Annotated in this window: 10 protein-coding genes; 6 read left to right on the top strand and 4 right to left on the bottom strand. The window is 41.7% G+C overall.

The window, feature by feature from the left end; genetic code table 11:
- Positions 1–101 precede the first annotated feature (101 nt).
- The 5 genes from FN809_RS03135 (at position 102) to FN809_RS03115 (ending at position 8,966) form a co-directional block, all read left to right on the top strand.
- Complete coding sequence (locus FN809_RS03135; protein WP_142532000.1) at positions 102–3,329, top strand: SusC/RagA family TonB-linked outer membrane protein; 3,228 nt, start codon at positions 102–104, stop codon at positions 3,327–3,329.
- Positions 3,330–3,342: 13 nt separating this feature from the next.
- Complete coding sequence (locus FN809_RS03130; RefSeq protein WP_142531999.1) at positions 3,343–5,373, top strand: RagB/SusD family nutrient uptake outer membrane protein; 2,031 nt, start codon at positions 3,343–3,345, stop codon at positions 5,371–5,373.
- A 120-nt stretch (positions 5,374–5,493) separates the two neighbouring features.
- Positions 5,494–6,327, top strand: coding sequence for a glycoside hydrolase family 16 protein (locus tag FN809_RS03125; RefSeq protein ID WP_142531998.1), 834 nt, complete (start codon positions 5,494–5,496; stop codon positions 6,325–6,327).
- 539 nt (positions 6,328–6,866) lie between these two features.
- Entirely contained in the window at positions 6,867–7,796 is a 930-nt protein-coding gene (locus tag FN809_RS03120; protein ID WP_142531997.1) for a ligand-binding sensor domain-containing protein, read from the top strand.
- An 813-nt stretch (positions 7,797–8,609) separates the two neighbouring features.
- The gene (locus tag FN809_RS03115; protein WP_142531996.1) at positions 8,610–8,966 is read left to right on the top strand and encodes a cation transporter; all 357 of its coding nucleotides are present in this window, start codon (positions 8,610–8,612) and stop codon (positions 8,964–8,966) included.
- Positions 8,967–9,296: 330 nt separating this feature from the next.
- Here the strand turns inward: FN809_RS03115 and FN809_RS03110 are convergent, their stop codons facing one another.
- Positions 9,297–9,935 carry a carbonic anhydrase gene (locus FN809_RS03110; RefSeq protein ID WP_142531995.1) on the bottom strand — a complete coding sequence of 213 codons (639 nt, stop codon included), beginning with the start codon at positions 9,933–9,935 and terminating at the stop codon, positions 9,297–9,299.
- 256 nt (positions 9,936–10,191) lie between these two features.
- Between FN809_RS03110 and FN809_RS03105 the strand changes: the two genes are divergently transcribed.
- Positions 10,192–12,681, top strand: a complete 2,490-nt coding sequence (locus FN809_RS03105) for an AsmA-like C-terminal region-containing protein (RefSeq protein ID WP_142531994.1) — start codon at positions 10,192–10,194, stop codon at positions 12,679–12,681.
- Positions 12,682–12,924: 243 nt separating this feature from the next.
- On the opposite strand, the gene FN809_RS03100 is transcribed toward FN809_RS03105, so the two are convergent.
- From FN809_RS03100 to FN809_RS03090, 3 genes are all read right to left on the bottom strand, one after another.
- Positions 12,925–17,412, bottom strand: coding sequence for a hypothetical protein (locus tag FN809_RS03100; protein ID WP_142531993.1), 4,488 nt, complete (start codon positions 17,410–17,412; stop codon positions 12,925–12,927).
- Positions 17,413–17,422: 10 nt separating this feature from the next.
- Positions 17,423–18,265: a 50S ribosomal protein L11 methyltransferase gene (gene prmA / locus FN809_RS03095; RefSeq protein WP_142531992.1), complete on the bottom strand. Its 843-nt coding sequence runs from the start codon at positions 18,263–18,265 to the stop codon at positions 17,423–17,425.
- Between the two features lie 66 nt (positions 18,266–18,331).
- On the bottom strand, positions 18,332–20,704 hold the full coding sequence (locus tag FN809_RS03090) for a type IA DNA topoisomerase (RefSeq protein WP_142531991.1): 2,373 nt from the start codon (positions 20,702–20,704) through the stop codon (positions 18,332–18,334).
- Positions 20,705–20,728 lie beyond the last annotated feature (24 nt).

Genomic DNA, 20,728 nt, shown 5'->3' with positions numbered 1-20,728 from the left:
CGTTCCAATCAACTTATTATAAAAGCCTAAACGGGCAAACCCAATAAACCGCCCGTTCAGAAAGTGAAGTAGTTTTATTAATCATGAAAAACAAATCTTTTATGGAAAAAAAATCCATTCGCCCGGGATCTGTCCTCGACAGCCTGAGGCTAAAAAAGTATCGCGGCATTCAACTGCTGGGTATCTTTTTACTATGTAGTTTGCTGGCCACCGCCCAGCAATTAAATGTGAGCGGTGTAGTAACCGACCCTAGCGGCGCACCATTGCCGGGTGTTAACGTGTTTGAAGCAGCCAATCCTACTGCAGGTGTAATTACCAACTACGATGGCGAGTATGCCATCACGGTTAGCGGTGCCGAGGCTCAGGTAACTTTTTCTTTTATCGGGTATACAACCCAGATAATTGATGTTGCCGGACGCAGCACAATTAATGTAACGTTAAGCGAGGAAATGCTCGGCTTGGACGAGGTAGTGGTTGTAGGTTTCGGCACACAGAAAAAGGTAAATGTAACCGGTGCGGTTTCCAGTGTGGATACAAAAGTGCTGGAGTCACGACCTGTACAAAATGTGGCTCAAGCACTGCAAGGCGTTGTGCCGGGACTTAATTTTTCACAGAATAACGGAGGGGGTGCTTTGGACAATACCCTGAGTGTAAATATCAGGGGTTCGGGTACTATTGGTGCTGGTTCTTCTTCTTCGCCCTTGATATTAATCGATGGGGTAGAAGGAAATATGAACGCCATCAACCCTGCGGATATCGAAAATATTTCGGTACTTAAAGATGCCGCATCCGCCGCTATTTATGGATCGCGCGCCTCCTTTGGTGTTATCTTGATTACCACTAAAACCGGAAAAGCAGGTAGAACCAAAGTCAATTACGGTTATAACCTGCGCTTGGCCGATGCAGCCCAGATACCTGAAATGATGGATTCCTGGCAATTTGCCACTTATTTTAATGAGGCAGCTTCAAACTCCGGACAGGGTGCTGTCTTTGCTCCTGAAGTGATGGACCGAATCGAGGAATACCAGAAGTGGCAAAAAGGTGAGATTAGCGGCTCTGTTGACGGAACAACTTTAAACCCGAACAACAACAGATGGAATGCTTATACGGGTGCGAATGCCAATACCGATTGGTTTGCAGAGATGTATAACGATTGGGTGCCATCGCACGAACATAACCTGAGCATGTCAGGAGGTACAGAAAAAGTAACCTATGTGGTAAGTAGTAACTTTTTGGATCAGCGCGGTCTTATCAACCACGGTAAGGACGAGTTTAACCGATACAGCTTAAATGGAAGGATAAATGCTAATTTAACCGAAAAAATTAAACTGAACTACAGCAACAAATGGATTCGCGAAGAGTATGAAAGACCATCGTACATGACAGGATTGTTTTTCCACAACATTGCCCGTCGTTGGCCTACCAACCCGGTGCGTGACCCTAATGGTTACTATATGGAAGGTATGGAAATACTGCAAATGAGAGATGGTGGCGTGGATAGAAAGCAAACCGACTATCTGTATCAGCAGGTGCATTTTACGTTTGAGCCCATCGAAAATATGAAGATCAATGCCGAAGGTAATTATAATACCAAAACCGTTTTCCAGCATTGGGATGTGCTTCCTATCTATGGTCATGATGGCGACGGCAACCCATTTCCTGCACCATGGCGAGGTGGCGATGCCGGTTCTTCCAGTGTTGCTGAATCAGCATACAAGGAAAACCTGATAAGTACCAATCTGTATGCCGATTATTTTAAACAATTCGATTCAGGTCATTATTTTAAAGTGCTTGCAGGGGCCAATGTGGAGCTGATGAAAACGCGTAATGTGGGAGGAAGCCGTAAGGACTTGATTACGCCCGACGTTCCAACGATAAATACGGCAACCAACGAAACACCCAGTTTATATGGTGGTTATGCACATTGGTCGACATTGGGTTTCTTTGGCCGTGTAAACTACAATTACATGGAAAAGTATTTATTTGAAGCCAATATACGTCGCGACGGAACCTCACGCTTTATCGACGACAAAACATGGGGTACTTTCCCATCATTCTCTGCGGGCTGGAATATTGCTAGAGAAGATTTCTTTAGTGGCTTAAGCGATAAGATAAGCAGCTTTAAATTAAGGGCTTCGTGGGGACAATTGGGTAATATGAATACCAATGCCTGGTATCCGTTCTATCAAACTATGCCTATCGGCGTTGGCAGTGGAAGCTGGCTGGTGGACGGTAAAAGACCAAACAACTCACGTGCCCCGGGCATCGTAAGTGCGCTGATGACTTGGGAAACCATAGAGTCGTGGGATGTTGGTTTGGATTGGATTGCACTAAACGGAAGGTTTACTGGTGTATTCGATGTGTTTAAACGTACTACCAAAGATATGATAGGACCTGCACCCGAGCTTTCTTCTATCCTGGGTACTGGCGTGCCAAGGATAAACAATGCCGATATGGAATCCTACGGCTGGGAGTTGGAATTACAATGGCGCGATAGGATAGGTGATTTTTCCTATGGAGCAAAATTAGCCTTGTCCGACGATCAACAAAAAGTAACCCGCTATCCCAACGATAGTTATGCGTTAGGTAGCTGGTATAGTGGACGTATGCACAACGATATTTGGGGATATACAACCGTAGGTATTGCCAAATCGCAAGCCGAAATGGATGCCCATTTGGCAAAAGTAGACCAGAGCAGTTTAGGTAGCCAGTGGGCAGCCGGTGATATTATGTATGCCGACATAGATGGCGACGGAGAAATTAATACCGGTGCCTATACATTAGACGATCATGGCGACTTGTCCATTATCGGTAACTCATCGCCACGTTACAAGTTTGGTATTACGTTGGATGCTGCCTGGAAAGGATTTGATATGAGCATGTTTTGGCAAGGCGTTGCAAAACGCGACTATGCCCTGGGAGGCCCATATTTTTGGGGTGCCTCAGGTGGTATGTGGCAATCGGCCGGATTTAAAGAGCATTGGGACTTCTTCCGTGCGGAAGATAATCCTTTGGGTGCCAACCTTAATTCATACTATCCCCGACCATTGTTTACTTCCAATAAAAACCAGCGGACACAAAGTCGTTACTTGCAGGATGCGTCGTATATGCGTTTAAAGAATATCCAATTGGGTTATACGTTGCCTAAATCGCTTACCGACCGTGTTAAAATACAATCGGTTAGGTTTTATGTGTCTGCCGATAACCTGCTTACCTTTTCTGATATAACCGGTGTGTTCGATCCCGAGCTTTTAGGTGGCGATTGGGGTGCCGGAAAGTTGTATCCGCTTAGCAAAACTATTTCGATGGGTGTTAATGTGAATTTCTAAAAAAATAAATATTATGAAACTAAAAAATATAATTTCCAAATGGACATACGTAGTTGCGCTATGTGCCTTTGGCTTGTCGCAATATTCATGCGACGATTTTCTGGAGCGTGAGCCCCTGGATAGGGTGACGCCGGAGTTGTTTTTAAACTCTGAAAACGATTTAGCATCTTACCCGATCGCTTATTATGGTAGTATTTTTCCTACACACGGCGGATGGAGTACAGGAATAGGACGTTTTGACGACCATACCGATAATCAGGCCACCTCTAATGCTTCCTATGGATATTATGTGCCGGGCGAATGGAAAGTGCCTGCTAGTGGAGGCCTTGGCTTAGGTAATATTCGGGATTTTAACTGGTTTTTCGAGCAGGTATTGCCCAAATGGCGTAACGGTGCAATATCCGGTAACGAAGCAAATATCGATCATTACATAGGTGAGGTGTATATGTTGCGCGCCATGGAGAATTTCGATTTCTTGAAAAGGTATGGCGATTTCCCTATCATCCGAAATACCGTGAGAGATGTACACGGAGATTTGGTTGAAGCTGCTAAGCGTGCCCCCCGAAACGAGTTTGCCCGTTTCATCCTGTCCGATCTGGATTCGGCAATTATGCTTTTGAACAACACGGGTAACAATAAAGTAAGGTTGACCAAAAATGCCGCCTTGCTGGCCAAGTCGCGTGTAGCACTTTTCGAGGGTACCTTCCTCAAATACCACAAAGGTACACCCCGTGTGCCGGGGGGACCTAACTGGCCCGGTGCCGACATGCCTTACAATAGTGGTTTTAGCATCAACATAGATAGCGAAATTGACTATTTTCTTACACAGGCCATGGCAGCCGCCAAAGAAGTGGCTGATGGCATTGACCTAACCGTCAATTCGGGTCAATTAAATCCGGATATTGCATCCAGTGGAGCTGTTAATCCATCAGGGTGGAACCCTTACTTTGAAATGTTCGGATCCAGAAATATGGGAAGCTATCCCGAGATTCTCTTTTGGCGCGATTACGATTTGGAATTAAATATTACACATGGGGTATCTATCTATATCGAACGTGGAGCTAACACCGGTTTAACACGTGGTTTTGTGGATGGTTTCCTAATGAAAAACGGTTTGCCAATTTATGCCGCAGGATCGGGTTTTCAGGGTGATGTAACCATTATGGATGCCAAGGAAGACCGCGATGAGCGACTGCAACTGTTTTTAGCCGGCGAGGAGGATCTAATGGAATCAATCAGTAAAGCGGGTTCCAGCAATATTGACTCTGTAGCTAAGTTTGGTGTTCCAACCCTGCTGAATTTGGAAGAAGTGAGAGACATTACCGGCTATCGTTCCAGGAAGTTCTTGAACTACGAATTAGACGAAGCACCGGGCTCCGACCTTACATGTACGGCTGGATCCCCTATCTTCCGTGTGGCAGAGGCCTACCTGAATTATATAGAGGCATCGTACGTTAAAAACAATACCATCGATGCTACCGCCGATAAATATTGGAGGGCTATCCGTAGCCGGGCCGGAATTACTGAAGATTACAATGTGACCATTGGTGCTACCGATCTTAGCCAAGAGAATGACTGGGGCGTTTATTCAGCAGGGGTACCCGTTGACGAAACTTTGTTTAACATCCGTCGCGAGCGTCGTAACGAGTTTGTGAGCGAAGGAATGCGCATGAACGACCTGAAACGCTGGAGAGCTATGGATCAGGTAAAGGATTACGTGATCGAAGGTTTTAACCTCTGGGATCAAGCCTACGACGACGATCTGTATAAAGATGAGGATGGTAATTCCTTGCTTATTTCGGATGGTGGTTCAACAGCTAATGTATCTGCTCAAAGTTTGGGTACTCATTTGCGTCCTTATCAAAAGGTAATTGCAAATAATGAGGTTTATAATGGTTATACCTGGAGTAAAGCCAATTACCTGTCACCAATTTCCTTCAGGGAGCTGCAGCTGGCTTCGCCCGATCAGGTTAGCGTAGAAAACTCTAACTTGTACCAGAACCCATATTGGCCTTCTGAGCCAGGTGCAAGTGCCTTAGAATAGTAATTTTAGAATATCACTCCAAAAAGTGAAGTTTTTAAGGGCACCGTCAACTCCGAATAACGAGTAACGGTGCCCTTTTTGTATTACAAAAATAATGAAATTAAGAATAATGTATTAATCATGAAGGATGTTGTAAAGAGTATGGTGTTGCTTCTGTTTGTCTCAGTTATTTTTTTCGCATGTCAGAAAGAGAATGGGCCGGATGAAGAAGTTCCAATGAATTGGCAATTAGTTTTTAGCGACGAGTTTGAAGGCGGTGCCTATAAAAACGAAAATTGGGAAAGTTATCAGACCCAACCTTGGTCGTCTGCCTGGAATAAATACGTAGTTCCTAACGATGCTTCATTGGCAGAAGTAAAAGATGGCGCCTTGCACCTGAGGGCCCGATGGAATAGCCAGACTGACCTTCCTGAAACCGGAGCAATCCAGTCCTTGGGCAAATACAGTTTTAAATATGGAAAGTTTGAGGTAAAAGCTAAATTTTCTCGTTCGGGCCAGGGCGGATGGCCGGCAATCTGGCTTATGCCTCAGAATCCTGTTTATAAAGGTTGGCCCAATGGAGGCGAAATTGATGTTATGGAGCGTTTGAATAATGATGCATTCGTTTATCAGGTAATCCATCAGTCCGTATCCGATGGCAAAGCCTTGCAACCCGCCCCAGGTACCACTGCAAATATTAATAGGGCCGAATATAACACTTACGGAATAATAAAATCGGAAAACTCTATTGAATTCCTGGTCAATGGCAAAACTACCTTCACCCACAAAAAGAATACGGTTAATGGTGCGATGTGGCCCTTTGAAACCGATTTTTATATTATCCTAAACTATGCCTGTGCCGATAAAGGTTCTTCCGGTATCGATTTCTGGCCCGGAGCAGTTACCGATACGAAAGATTTTCCCTACGAGATGGTCATTGATTATGTAAAGGTATGGGAATGGAAAGAAATCTAAAATCAACAGCATTTGATTCAGAATGGCGCATGATAATATGTTTGTCAGTATTTGGGATGCCAGCATTTACGGCGTTTCCGGTAATTTAACACTCAAATCAAAATTTGATTATTACGGGGTAAAACAGGGGTAACAATATTTGGCAAGTCGCACGTTCCGTCCCGGATCGGACGGGATAGCTTTGTTGTCAAATTAATTTACCATATGAGGTAGCTAAGGGCTCTGGGGGAGTTTCCATCCATATCTTTAACATCATCATAAACCACCTCAAATGGCCATTTATATTACTGCGATCTGTTCTGCAAGGTTGAACAGTTGTATGTGAAATGTCTGCATGCCGATAAACCAGCAAGTCGCCTGCAAACTTGATTATGTTAGGAATAATGATTTAATTTGAACACTATGTATATCTCACATAATAGACCAGATTAATTTTTGATATCAACAAATAAAATTAATAGGGAAATGATGACTGAGTTTTACTGTTAATTAGAATTATACAGACAAATAAATAATTTCTAAACTTTATTATCCTAAAGATGAAAAAGCAACTTAATTTTAATCGAATTTTATTTGTAGTGTTTATTTCCGTACTTGGATTCGCTACATATTCATGCGAAAAGGAAAGCACAAAACCGGCCTGGATCACGTATTCCAAAGCGGACGGCAATATCAATACTTCAATAAGTAGCATTGCAGTTGATGCAGATGACAATAAATGGTTTGGTGGGTTAAATCATGACGGATGCCTAACGAAATTTGATGGAACAAACTGGACAAATTATGATTCGATTGATAATGTGATGGCAATAGCAATAGATGACGAAGGAAATAAGTGGCTCGGAATTAACGGAGGATATCTGACAAGGTTTGATGACAAGAGTATTTCAATTTATGAGGAAATCGCCAATGTTACCGCCATAGCAATTGATAAAGAGGGTAATAAGTGGTTAGGAAATTCTAGTGGCATCGTTGAATTTGATGGTAAAGATTTCATTCATCATAATTCAGGTGAAGATATGAGCGTTTTTGCCATTGCGATAGATGAGCAAGGAAACAAATGGATTGGAACGTATACCGGCGTAGTGAAATTTGACGGTAAAAATTGGACTAAATATACCAGTGTTGGTTGGTTCTATCATTTTATAATAGATATTGCTGTAGATAAACAAGGGATTGTGTGGGCTGTGGGTAGCGGAGTGTCAAAGTTTGATGGGGAAAATTGGACAACATATACTAAAAAGGATGGATTAAATCATATTGCGGTCGGTTCTGTTGCTATTGATGCGCAAAATAATAAATGGTTTGGTACTGTAGAGGGCGCCACTAAATATGATGGACGAAAATGGACGAGATACACTACCGCTAATGGTTTAGGAGGTAATTATGTAAATAAAATAGCGATCGATAAACGTGGAAATAAATGGTTTGGAACAGTGGATAATGGAATTACAGTGTTGATGGATTAATTGTTTACAAACAGGGCAGGTTTAAAAGTTGGCTTATGTTTAGAATATGAGATTAAAAAGTCTGATAAACAGGGAGTTTGTGTAAATCTTCCACAGCAGTTGCGACATTGTTGAAAAGCACGATTTATACTATCTCCAGATAAAAGCAAAATACCTTTATTTAAAATAAAGCAATAAAACTCTTTCGTCAAACTTAAGTATAAGTAGGGTAGTGATATTAATTAGGAGATAGTGGTATTGGATGATGGGTAAAAACAAAGTACTCGTTGGTGTTTTGGCATTTATACCATATTAGTGTCAATGTCACTATCGTTAAAGATACAGTAACCGATTAGTTGATTTGGCAGGTGAAAAAAGCACATAGACAAGCATATGACACGATCATATCGAACCGCAAAACCAACGCTCCCAATCTCTATCACGAAGTTTACCAAGGCATTTGCAAGTCGCACGACAATCAAAATAACATTCCTTTTACACCTTATATCCCGTCCCTTATGGGACGGGATACTCCCAGGATTCCTTATCTACAACCCGTATTTTGTATCTATCGGCACAGTGGGCTAATAATCCAACAGTACCAAATATTATAACTGTGTAGTGGAGCCTTCGGCATGCCCTACCCATAATTATATTTTTATAATAGGATACTCCTTTCTATCTTTAGGGGCGGGTGTAAATCGGTTATCGGTATTAGGTGTACCGTAATTCGATAATCAGATTTACAAACCTAAATGGAGTGAAACGCCATCCTGCCGCAGGTAATTTAATTAGGAGGGAAACTCAAAATTAGCAACTCAAAAATCAAAAATCATGAAAACATTTCTTTTTCTTATGCTACTATTTGTCGTAGCTTGTCAAAGTCCACAAAAAAAGCAAAGCCAAAGTACAACTCACGAAACTATAGAAACTAACGCAGTAGCTTCGGAGGATGCCGTTATTTTTGAACTTGCGGTGGATGGTATGACTTGTACAGGCTGCGAACAGACCGTGATTAAATCCGTTGAATCGCTTGATGGGGTGCAGTGGGTAACGGCCAGCCATGCTAATGCCAAAGTAATGGTTGCCCTAAACAAGACAAAGCCCGACACTGCTTCGGTGCGCCAAAAAATAAACGACACAGGTTACCAGGTTGCTGCTATTACTCAAAAAGAAAATGCTACGGAGTAATAGTTCTGGCTACTTAAAGCATAATGCTACCTACTGCCTCGGTCTATGTTATATAGTAACATTGAATGAATTTGTTGGGCAGTTCCCGGTGGATGAGGAACAAGGCAATACGAGCCCTCCGATTAGCGGAGAGAGGAAATACTAAAATAAAACAGTAACAAACATCCAAGAAAAGGGGAAAATTTCCGGTTTGTTTAGATTCTACTATTCAATATTTTCAATGAAATGGAATGAATATATTTTTTAAATTCCGGAACAGTTGAGGTTCCGGCACCTAAAAAATGTTCCGGAAAGTGTTGTTTTACTGTGTTTACCTTTTAAGTATGTGCGTTATTGTTTTGGCTTGTTATGTATTTCGGTGAGTGGTGTTATCAAACCCGTTTCCAGGTCGAATATCCAGCCATGCAATTGCAGTTCTTTACCTTTTTTCCATGCTTTTTGGATAAGGGAAGAGGAGGCCAGTTTTTCTATTTGACGTTCCACGTTAATCTCACACATGCGGTTAATCTTTTCTTTTTCGTCCAATATGGCATCCAGCTCTAAACTGTTCCTTTTATACGCCTCCTTTATTCCGGATAGCCAGTCGCCTAAGTACTTGTCGGTGTTGTTTTTCATGGCAGCAATAACACCACCGCACCCGTAATGGCCACACACCACAATGTGCTTCACATGTAAATAGTCTACCGCATATTTAACTACACTCATGAGGTTAAAATCGTTGGTTATTACCTGATTGGCAATATTACGGTGAACAAACAGTTCGCCCGGTTCGGTCTGTGAAACTCCGGCCGCCGGCACTCTGCTGTCGGAGCATCCTATCCACAGGTAATCAGGGTATTGACCCAGAGCCAAATGTTTAAAGTAATCGGCATCCTGTTCAATCATTTGCTTGGCCCATGCTTTATTGGCTGATAAAATTTCCCCGTAGGGTTTTCTTCTTTTCTGTATGTGGTTACTTGCGATTTTCATTTTAATATTTTTTTACTGTTATGTATCTCTGCTTATTGAAAACAAAGGATGATTTAATCATGGGATATTTCTTCTCTTTTGTTAATCGTCGAAAAGTATAAAATCAATAATTTTTCGGGAAATAATTAAAGGAAAAATTTAGATGAACAGCATAATTTTGAACATTATCTTAATAATATTCTATTATTGTTTAACTTTGAATATCATCCGCCGAAAATAAAAATATTTTAACGTATAATCTAAACATATCTGTAAAATGAAAAATATTTTAAAAATTACGGGGGGAGTACTCCTATTTATTTTTTTGTTACTATTAGTTACCCCTTTATTTTTTAAGGGAAAAGCAGAAGAATTGGCAAAAAGAGAAATTAATAAGCAAGTGATGGCTCAGGTAGATTGGGATAGCTTTTCGATTTCACTTTTTAAGCATTTTCCCAATATATCCGTTGGTATGTCGGGTTTGAGAGTAGTTGGATTGGATAAGTTTGAAAAGGACACCCTCCTGTTTTTGAATGAATTTGTGTTGTCGGCCGATCTAATGAGTGCTATCAGAGGAAACTTATCCGTTGAGCATGTGTTACTGGACAAACCCGTGGTGTTGGCCAAGGTGTTGGCCGATTCTACCGCCAACTGGGATATCATGCGCCAGACGGACGAATTGACCGAACCGGAGGATATAAGTACTACGGGAAGTGATTTTACCATTGATTTGCAAAGTGTTAAGGTGCGCGATGCAACAATTACCTACCTTGACCAAACGATGGATTTGCTTACCGATATACAAAAGCTCAATTTAAGTATGTCGGGTGATTTGTCGGCATCCGCCAGCACCTTGTCAACAGAAGCTAGCATAGAAGAGCTTACCCTTAGCATGGAAGGAACCAATTTTTTGAATAAGGTAAAAGTGAGTTTGATAGCCGATATTATGGCCGATATGAACAACATGGTATTTACCTTTGCTGATAATGATTTGATGCTCAACGATCTTAATTTGGGTTTTGATGGAAGTGTGGGAATGCCGGAAGAAGGTTACGATTTGGATATTAAGCTCAGTGCCAAGGAAACTTCGTTTAAACAACTGTTGAGTATAGTGCCAAAGGAATTTTTGGCAGATATGGAGGGTGTACAAACACAGGGTGTTATGGCTTTAGCGGCCAAGGCAAAAGGACGATATATGGATACCGATATGCTGCCGGCGTTTAGTGCGATGTTAAAAATTGACAAAGGACAAATTAAATATCCCGACTTGCCTGAATCTATTAACGACATAAATATTAATGTGGTTGTAGATAATCCGGGAGGATCGGCCGACAATACAATTACCGATATTAAAACCTTTCATTTTGAATTGGGCAGTAATCCTTTTGATGCCTCCTTGCTGCTTAAAACACCCGTGAGCAATCTGCAATTTAAAGGGGGCATGGTGGGTGTTATCGACTTAGGTTCACTTAAAGACGCTATGCCCTTAGATAGTTTCGATATTAAAGGTATAGTGGATGCCAATATTACCCTGGATGGAGATATGGAAATGATGGAGAAAGAAAATTATGACCAGGTGCAGGTTAAAGGCAGTCTTAAGTTACACGATTTTTTATATTCAAGTCCCGACTTGCCAAAGGTAAATATAGGTGAGGCGCAAATGTCGTTGACACCACAACGTATTGCCTTAGATAAATTTGTGAGCCGGGTAGGGAAATCGGATTTTGACCTGAGTGGCCATATTGAAAATTACCTGCCTTATATTTTTAAAGACGAAACAGTAAAAGGTTCTTTAAAGCATCGATCCAATAGGTTGGATGTAAATGAGATGTTGTTGAGTATGGGCAGCACCGAAACCGCGGAGGTAGCAGACAGCACAACAATGGAGCTTTTTGAGGTACCTAAAAATATCGATTTTGTGTTTACCTCGCATTTTGGCACTATACTTTACGACAAGTTGCGGATAGACAATACCAATGGGAAAATTACGGTGCGCGACGGGCGAGTAGTGCTCAATGGTATAGCTATGCGTTTGTTAAACGGAGAAATGAAAATGGCCGGAGAGTACAATACGCAAGATGTAAAAAAACCCTTTGTAGATTTTAATTTCGATGCCGCTAATATCGACATCAACAAAACGGCGCATTCGTTTAGCGTAATCGATTCGCTGATGCCCATTGCAAAAAAAACTGTAGGCAATATTTCGGCCGACTTTAAATTTAATAGTCTGCTGGGTCCGGAAATGGATCCGGTAATCAGCAGTATAACCGGTGGGGGTACACTTGTATCGGAATCGGTGGAGGTTGCAGACTCTAAGGTGCTTAATAGTATGGCCAACTTATTAAAAAAAGAAAAATACCGTAAGCTTAAAGCGGAGGATTTGAATATTAATTTTGTGATGAAAGACGGTAAAATAATCGTAGAGCCTTTTACCGCCAAAGTATTCGGGAGTACTATAAAGGTGCACGGCGAACAGGGCTTTGACCAGTCGCTTAATTATGTGGTTACCGCACCGGTAGCCCGTAAAGATGTTGCAGGGGCCTTAAGCTTTTTAGGCGGAGGTATTTCCGAAAGTGGCGACGACATTATGGTGGATGTGCTGATTAAAGGCTATGCGGCAGATCCTAAACTGAGCCTGGATCTTTCGGAAGCAAAAAAAGAAGTGGGCAAAGAGATTGAAAAGAAGGCCAAGGAAGCGGTAAAGGATATTTTAAAAGACGATAAAGTAAAAAACGCCATCGAAGGTCTATTTAAGAAAAAGAAGTAAAGCCTGCTATAAGCACCAAAAGGGGGATTCAGGAAAGGGATTTCCAAATAACATCCTAATTTATAATCAGCTCCCCTCAAGAGGGGAGCTGTGCATTGCAAGAGGGTACATTTAGCTATGCTGCATTTTTATTTTCCTTGAATTGATTGGGGCAGGTGGTTCGTTTACTGACCCCCATTCAGCGGGTAAGCTGTGTATTTTACGCTTGATGTTAACCGCTATCCACCCAGCTTTAGGCTCTTCTTATTCCTCCCTGGTGGGAGCTTCTACCTCCGCTTCTAAATCTATTGCCTGCCCTTCGGCTGCGGCACTGGTTTTAATGGGGGAGAGGCCAAATTTCTTAATGAAACGGTTCAGGCGGCTTGCAGGTGCAGCAATAAAGGAAAAGCCTCCCGATTTTGCTTTGCGCTCGTCGCTGCTAAGCTTACGTACGGTGTTGTTATATTCCTCGTTAGAGGATAGAGTATACATCATTTTAGATTTGTAACTAAAATAAAACCACGTGTTTTTGTCAAAGCTCAAGAAGAGATCGATAGAATTACCGCTGCGTTTTTTTACTATTTCGGCTTTAACATCTACAATTTTATTTACGGCTTTGTTTCTTATAAACGTAAGGTCGGCCTTGCCATCGGCAATATAAGCATGGGCGGGACCATCAAATTTAAAATCGATATTGCCAAAAAGGAGTATGTTGCCCAATACATGGTTTAAATCGTCGTTTTGCTTGCCCTCATTTCTGGTGTTGAGTACTTCCTGAGTAAGTGCCGGACCTATTAACTCAGCCATGCGCTTTGCCAAGCCCTGATCCGATTGCCTGCTTTGTGCCGCTGTGGATGCCAAAACTGCCGATATCATCTGTTCCGTGCAGGTTTCGTTAAAAAAGAAATCTATTCCCATCAATGTGCTTAGCATTATTTGATCTTTTTTGGGGTCGTCGATAATGCTACCGGAAGTACTCAGCCTTATTCCATCCAGCTCAATGCCAAGATTCATCTTGCCCTCGGCCAGCAGGTCGCAGTTGGAGTTGGAATACCTAAAAAGTACGCCCGTGGTATCGGGATTTAGTATTTTCGGCATATCGGCAATTTCAAAGGCGTTAAGGCTTTCGTTAAAATACAGGTATTCGCCGGCCGTAATCATGGGTATGTCGCTGTAATCTTTCCGGCTGGCTAAAAAAGTGGAATATACATGCGACGAATCTTTGGTTATAAAAAAATCCTTGTAAATGTTGTTACGTTCAAAGTTAACCGGCTCTTTGCCTATAGGTATCAGTATGTTATGCGGGTCTATCTCAGTATTAAAGTAGGTGTAAGTTTGTGGGCCATTGGCACAATGATGCAACATTTGCACACCTCCATCAAAGCTTAGGTTTTTTTGTGTGGCATTTAGATGGGCTTTCCCTTTAAAAGTAAAGTTCTTGTCAAAAGTAAACAGGTCGCTCTCAACGATAGTACCTTCAGCGGTAGTAATAGCATCATCGTTTAATCGGATATCATTAAATTGGAGTGTAAACTTTTTACCATCGCCATTAATATAATCGTATTCTCCGTATCCGGTGTAATCATATTTACCGGCAATTTTAAGTCGGGCGTTATAAATGGAATGCGAAAACGCAGAATCTCCGGCTAAAGTAATTGAAGCACTATCTATTGCAGCCATTTCGGCATCCTCGTGGATAGTTACCTTTCCATCTTTAAGTTTTATGTTGGCATCGGCCACCATTATGTTTTTCACCTCCTCGGCATAAATAATTTTTTTCTCAACATCATAGCGGGCTAAAGGTGCCATAAATTCAAGTGAATCTTGCCTTCTGTGTGTCGATACGAAACGGTTTCCTTTAGATCCGCTCGCTCCCATATAAATGTTGTTGTTGTCCATGTTCCACGAAAATTCGCTGATGTAGGAAATATATCGGTTGTCGGAAAAGTTAACCCGGCTACCACCTGTTTTGGAGTTAAACTTACCTTGCCTGCTCACAAAATCAATATGACTAATTAGGTTGGTGGTATTAAAGGAAACCCCCTCTTGCATATCGGTGCTCACCAGGTTAAAGTCAGAGGAATCGGCCAAAACGGTATGGCCACCAAAAGTCATGGCCGGCGAAAAAATATTTGCTCTATCCATGTAAAAAGTTCCATCTCCGCTAGCTCCGGTGGGGGATATTTCAATTTCGCCTTCCAGCTGTGCCTCATTATTGTACATGGTAAAGGCTTCTTCCTGGGTTGTGGCTATCAAACGATCCTGATAGGGTAAGTAGTTGATCCGGCTATACTTTCCTTGCGCGTCGGGATATTCAACCCCTTCGCTTTTCTTTTCTACCGTAAATTGATAAGCTTGCCCTGATGTGCTTTCCGGCAGAAATAAGAGATTCTCGGATTGGGTGGTGGAGGTGAGGTACTTAAGTGTTCCGGATCCTTTTAAGCCCGCATTACTTAAATCGATATCAGCAATAAATTTAGCTTTGTTATCATAAATACCATAGCCTTCTTCCGGTGTTTTCCGTTTAAAACCCAGTGAGTAATCGTTACGAACGGTAATGTTTTCGTTAAACGTTGGGAAGATGTTTGATACGAAACTGCCCGAAAAGTCAAAGTTCTTAGCACTCAGCCTGCTGATGCTATCCATGGTAAATGTATCCAGCTTAAAGTAAAACTTCTCGCGGTTATATTGTCCCATTTGCACTTCGGGTTTGTCGTAGTACACATACGATTCGGTGCTGCTGTTTAAGATGGGGTAACGGCTGTATTGCTCTTTACCGGATTTATTGTCGGGCCTGTCAATCATAAGACTGCCCGAGAGGTTTTCGATGGCATTTTTTACATAAGTCATCTTGGGCTGGCCAAAATAATCCAAATCACCGGTTTGTACTTTCATTCGCACCGAATCAATATTGGACATGTCTATTAAAAATTGATCGTAATCGAACTTAAAGCCTTTGCCATAAAGGTTTAGCATGCCTGCGTTAATGGCACCATCGAAAATGAAGTTGCGGTTCCGTTTAAGCAGGATGTGTTCGCCTGCCGGAAAGAATACCACATTTTGGTTGTCGGAAATAGAAATGTTTTTTACCCCGTTGATGCTGATGTCGTAATTGAGCAAGTCTATTTGCCCATTGACCATATTGCCGGGTGTATTGGAGTTAAACCGAATTACATCATAGTCCTTTTTACCCAAACGAAATAAAAGATAATCTTCGAGTCGTTGTCGGATCTCAATCTGGTCGGTGTTAATGTTATATCCAACAAAACCGTAAAACGATAACTGTATTACCTGCTGCCGTATCTCATTAATGGGTAAGCGCATCATATGGGCGTATTCGCTGGCTAAAAAAGTGTTACTTTTGTATAGGCGGGCACAGTTTTTAAGGCCCTGCAGGGGGTGTATGGCATCCATCCCCTGTAAAAAATTGTAAAAACTCTCCCTAAAATAACTTAAAGATTCAAATTCGCCATGGTTTTCCGCGGCACCCGAAATCATTTTTAAATCTATTTTTCGGCTATTAATCTTCCAGGTGAGCAGCTCAATATCCATACTTACGTTGTGATAGGTGTTAAAGTATGGGCTTAAGGCCAGGCCTTCGCCGTTTCGGATCAGGTGCAATTCGTTTTCTTTTACCATCAGCTTAAATATTAGGCCCGGATGGTAGATGTAACCCGTATCCAGCCTTATTTTAACCTCTGTTTCGTTGCTTAGTATTTGCTCTTTACGTAGGGCAAAATAAAGCGATTTGGCGGTCAAAAACACCGTGTCGTTTCTAAAAATGGTTATGGTGGCCGGATTATCGTGTGTACCCGAACCCAGGAATTTAGCACCATTTTGTGAAAAACCGCCTTCATAATTAATGGAAGGGTGGATGTTGTCGAGCTTAAAGCGTTGTTCGCTCGAAGTGAACTGAGGATAGGTAGAACTTTTGGGTGAGTTGATGTTCATTACTTTATGGCGCAGCTTTCCTTGTAAAGGATGATCAAAGTAAATGGAGTTATAAAACTGTACTGAGTCAATTTCGAAATAGGAATGATCAAAGGGAATTTCAAAGTGCTTAAAGAGGGCATACACCTTTTCGGGGTCAAAACCCGAACGCTCCCATGTTACCTTGCCCTTGATGCCTTGCCATACATTGCTTGTGTAGTTAAAAGATCCTTTAGAATCATAAATTTGAATGCTATCGTTTTTGGAAAGACAGGTGAGGTTTAAATTCGGAAAAGTGGCCACCAAATCACCGTTAGCATATGTCAAGGTCCAATTGTTATTGTCCGTTTTCCACCGGTTAGATCGTGTTGAAAAAATAATATTTTGGGTTAACAGATCGCAGGTGGTGCGTAAAAATGTATTTACTTTTCGCAGGGGAAGCCGCGGTTTTTTAATCATTTCTGTAACGGCTTGGTTCCATGCATTAAACGAAGACGGCGGTATTTCGGAAAGAATAAAATGGCGTACTGTATTTAAATATGTTTCGTAATCAGGCAAGGGGCGTGCTCTTTTTTGAGCCAGAAGATGACAATTGTTAAGAATTATCTTCTTGTTTTCCTCGCTTAATTCTGTAGATTGCCAAAACACATCTACTTCTTCAATAAATTGCTTGGCATATTTTTTATCAGAAACACTTTTAAAAAGTTCGTCCAGGGTTGAGACGAACTCTTCGGTGTTTTCGCTAAAAATTTGCGGGCTGTTTTGTGCCAGGGCACAGGTAGTTATTAGTAGGGTATATAAAAGTGTAAATGTAATTTTCATTCGCTGCACATTATTTAGTGAGCATATACGCAAGGGCTACCCATTTGTTATCTTCCTTTATAGTTTTTTTGATTAAGTTATTTGCGATACATGTTTTGTGTATGATTTCCTGGTCTTTATCATAAAAACCACTCAGTAACAAAATTCCGTTCGGTCTTAATACTTGTGTGTATTTGGCAATATCTTCCAAAAGAATGTTACGGTTGATGTTGGCTAATATAACATCAAATTTTTCCTTACCCAGGAGGGTCGCATCGCCACAGCGCACCTCCATGTTGTTGATATTGTTGTTCTTTATATTTTCATTGGCGTTATTAAAAGCCCACTCTTCTATGTCGATACCCAATACCTTTTTTGCGCCCCGCATAGCGGCCAGTATACCCAGTATTCCTGTGCCGCAGCCCATGTCTAACACCAGCTTATTGGTAAAATCTATCTCCAGTATGTGTTTTACCATGAGTCCCGTTGTTTCGTGGTGACCGGTACCAAAGGCCATTTTGGGTGAAATAACAATCTGGTATTCGGCTTTGGGTACATCCGTATGAAAAGGGCTGTGAATAACGCATTTGTTGCCAATAACAATAGGGGCGAAGAAGTGCTTTTCCCAGGTTTCGTTCCAGTTTTGCTCCGGCTGAGCCGCTGCTTCAAAGGTAATAGTAAACTCACCTCCACTAAATATCTGAATACTTTTGACGTCTTCTGCCGAATATGCTGCGGTGGGAATATAAGCATTTAAGCCGGTTTCGGTTTCCTCAAAGCTATCAAAAGCAAATTGTGCCAGTTGAGCCGTAAGTATTTCCTGTGCTGTTGGGGTATTGGGTTCTATGTTGAAACTTACTTTGGTGTATTTCATGATGATTTTTTATAAATTGGTTTTTATCCCGGAGATAATATGAATTGTGATTTTTTACCGAAATTATTAAGTTTTATTAAAGCGCAGATTATGCCCCTGGTCCCAATCCAGATAGCCTTCTACACCCGTTTCGTGTTCCGATAAGGAAAAGCCTTTGATCGGTTCTGTTTTTGCGTTTAAAACGAGGGATTCCATTTGACTTTTGCTTAAGGTCTTTTTTAAAAATTCAAAGGGTATGCGGAGTTTGCATCCTTTTTTAAAGTCGGAACAGCCCCAGGCCGAATTGCCTTTTATGATATGTCCTTTTTTACATTTTGGACATGGCAATACTTTAGGTTTCTGCTGTTCTAAGCTTAAGGCATAATGGCTGTCGAAGCTTAGCCTACCGTTCACTTTGTTGCCCTCCAGCGTAAAGCCCTTAATAACAGGTGTTTTTCCTTTTAGCAGGAGTGTTTCTATTTGCTTTTTACTAAGTTTCTTACCCAAATACGTAAAGGGAATCAGGGTTTTACAACCCGAAGCATATTCTGAACAGCCCCATGCGTTTTTTCCTTCTATCATGGTTCCCTTACCACAACGAGGACAGCTCAACTTTTTGACAATTTTAGATTTATCGGTAGGCTTGGTTTTCGTTTGTACCTCCTTATCGTCATTTTCCTCAATAACGATTTTACCTTTGGAGTAATCGTTGCGCACCTGAAAAACCAAGTCCGATACCATTTGCTTGAGCTCGTTCATAAAGTCGGTTACTTTGTACTTTCCGGTTTCTATCTGCCTGAGCTTTTGCTCCCAAATACCGGTGAGTTCTGCCGACTTAAGCAAGTCGTTAGATATAAACTCCATGAGTTTAACTCCCATAGTGGTGGGTAACACATTTTTCCGAACGTTATATATGTACTTACGTTTATACAGGGTTTCAATGATGTTGGCACGGGTAGAAGGACGGCCAATACCATTTTCCTTCATGGCTTCACGCAATTTTTCGTCATCTACTTGTTTTCCGGCCGTTTCCATGGCTCGCAACAAAGTGGCTTCGGTATAATACTTGGGGGCCTGCGTTTCCTTCTCCTGAAAGTCGGGTTGGTGTGGTCCGCTTTCTCCTTTCACAAATTCCGGTAATATATTTTCCTGGCTGTCTTTTTTACCGCTCACCGCTTTATATACCAGTCGCCAATTTTCTTTTAATACCTGCTTTCCTGAGGTTTTAAAGTTTACATCGGCAACTTTACCCAAAATGGTGGTGGTAGATATTTCACAGTCGGGATAAAAGTTGGCGATAAACCTGCGTGTAACGGTATCATAAATAATTTTTTCGTCGCGCGAAAGGTGCTCGGGTGCTGTAACTCCGGTGGGGATAATAGCATGGTGGTCGGTTACCTTTTTGTCGTCAAATACTTTCTTCGACTTGCGTATCTTTGCGCCTAACAAAGGTTCTACCAAAGCCTGATATTGCGTTAAGCCTTTTAATATACCTTGTATCTTGGGGTAGATATCGTTACTTAAATAAGTGGTGTCTACACGAGGATAGGTAGTAAGTTTTTTTTCGTAAAGCGATTGTATCCCTTTCAGGGTTTCATCTGCCGACAGGGCAAACTTACGATTGCACTCCACTTGTAAGGAGGTAAGATCGAATAATCGTGGCGGTGCTTCTTTGCCCGGTTTACGATTAAAATCGGTTACCTCAAAAGGTTTGTCTTTTATCTTTTCTAAAGCCGAACTGCCTTCCTCTTTACTCGAGAATTTACCCTGTGTAGAATTAAAAGTTACCTCCTTGTACATTGTTTTCAGTTCCCAATAGGGTTGAGGCACAAAGTTTTCTATCTCCAGATAACGATTTACAATCAACGATAGGGTAGGTGTTTGAACTCTGCCTATGGACAGGACGGTTCCGGGTTGGCTATATTTAATGGTAAACAAGCGGGTGGCGTTTATCCCTAATAACCAATCGCCAATGGCGCGCGAACTGCCGGCTGCATACAAAGGATTAAATTTATCGTTGTCTTGCAGTTTCTCAAAACCTTCGCGGATGGCCTCTTCGGTTAACGACGAAATCCACAGGCGCTTAATATTAACCTTACACCCCGCCTTTTGCAGCACCCATCGTTGAATAAGCTCTCCCTCCTGACCGGCATCGCCACAATTTATCACTTCACTGGCGGCCTGCACCAGTTTTTTTATTATCCCAAATTGTTTTTCAACCCCTTTGTTAGCGATGAGCTTTATGCCAAATTGCGAAGGAATTACAGGCAGGGTTCCCAGATTCCATCGTTTCCATTCGGGCAGGTAGTCGTGCGGTTCTTTAAGTGTGCACAGATGACCAAAAGTCCAGGTAACCTGATAGTTGTTACCTTCGTAATATCCATCTTTTCGGTTTGTGGCACCAACTACTTTGGCAATTTCGCCGGCAACACTGGGTTTCTCTGCTATACAAACGCGCATTTTATCGTATCAATAGTTTTGGAA

Origin of the sequence: Saccharicrinis carchari (genome assembly GCF_900182605.1) — a bacterium.
Lineage (GTDB): Bacteria > Bacteroidota > Bacteroidia > Bacteroidales > Marinilabiliaceae > Saccharicrinis > Saccharicrinis carchari.
The sequence above is the reverse complement of the archived record's forward strand: the minus strand, read 5'-3'. Positions and strand labels throughout refer to the sequence as shown.